This window comes from Phocaeicola coprophilus DSM 18228 = JCM 13818 (genome assembly GCF_000157915.1).
GTDB lineage: Bacteria > Bacteroidota > Bacteroidia > Bacteroidales > Bacteroidaceae > Phocaeicola > Phocaeicola coprophilus.
In genome coordinates this window covers 66,168-66,917 of the sequence record NZ_EQ973633.1, presented here as the reverse complement: position 1 = coordinate 66,917, position 750 = coordinate 66,168, and positions in this window count along the sequence as shown.

Here is a 750-nt window from a genome sequence, read left to right as displayed (position 1 = left end):
TTCGCATAACTCACTCCTTTTTTTGGTTACAAAATTAGTTCTTAGTGAGTTACCGACAGCTATGTAAATCAACACAAAACGCAGAAAAAGAACCTTTTAGCAAGAAATCTGCATCCGTTACGGGAGTAACGAGGTGGTAACTGAACTTCTGCACCGTTTGGCTTCGAGGTGGTATTTCGTTGGCTCTGCCCCATAGAAAAACAAAGCGTAACGAACGCTCTATCAGCTAATTCGCTACGCTTTGCCCAAATTTACTTTTTCGCTATGTGTTTATTTTAATATTTTCAAATCCAAACAAATTCTTTTTTGGGATCATCAGCACAAAAGAGAAAGACGATCAGATTAGTATATTCCTCTAAACAATTTCAAATACACCTTATTTATAATAATATCTTTTTGTTTTGACTAATTTTCATTTATAGTCCAAGAAGGACTTTCGCTATCTTGAAGTCAAATAAATAAAAAACTTCATATTTAGATAAAATAAAGTTTTGATAAAAAAGATATTTTATAAACAAAAAGAATATTGACAAACCGATTGGAATAGTTAATACTACCTGAACCTCTGGTTTTTAATTTTCTTAAATAACTCCAAGATATTTCATTTAGAAATATCAATTTGCCTTTGTAGTTCATACATCTATAGCTAAAAACAAAATAAATTGCACAAAATATAGAAAAAAAATAAAAAATAATGCTTTACTTTGCAATGTCATATTATTTATAGGGGAAAGAAAAATATCTACCCCC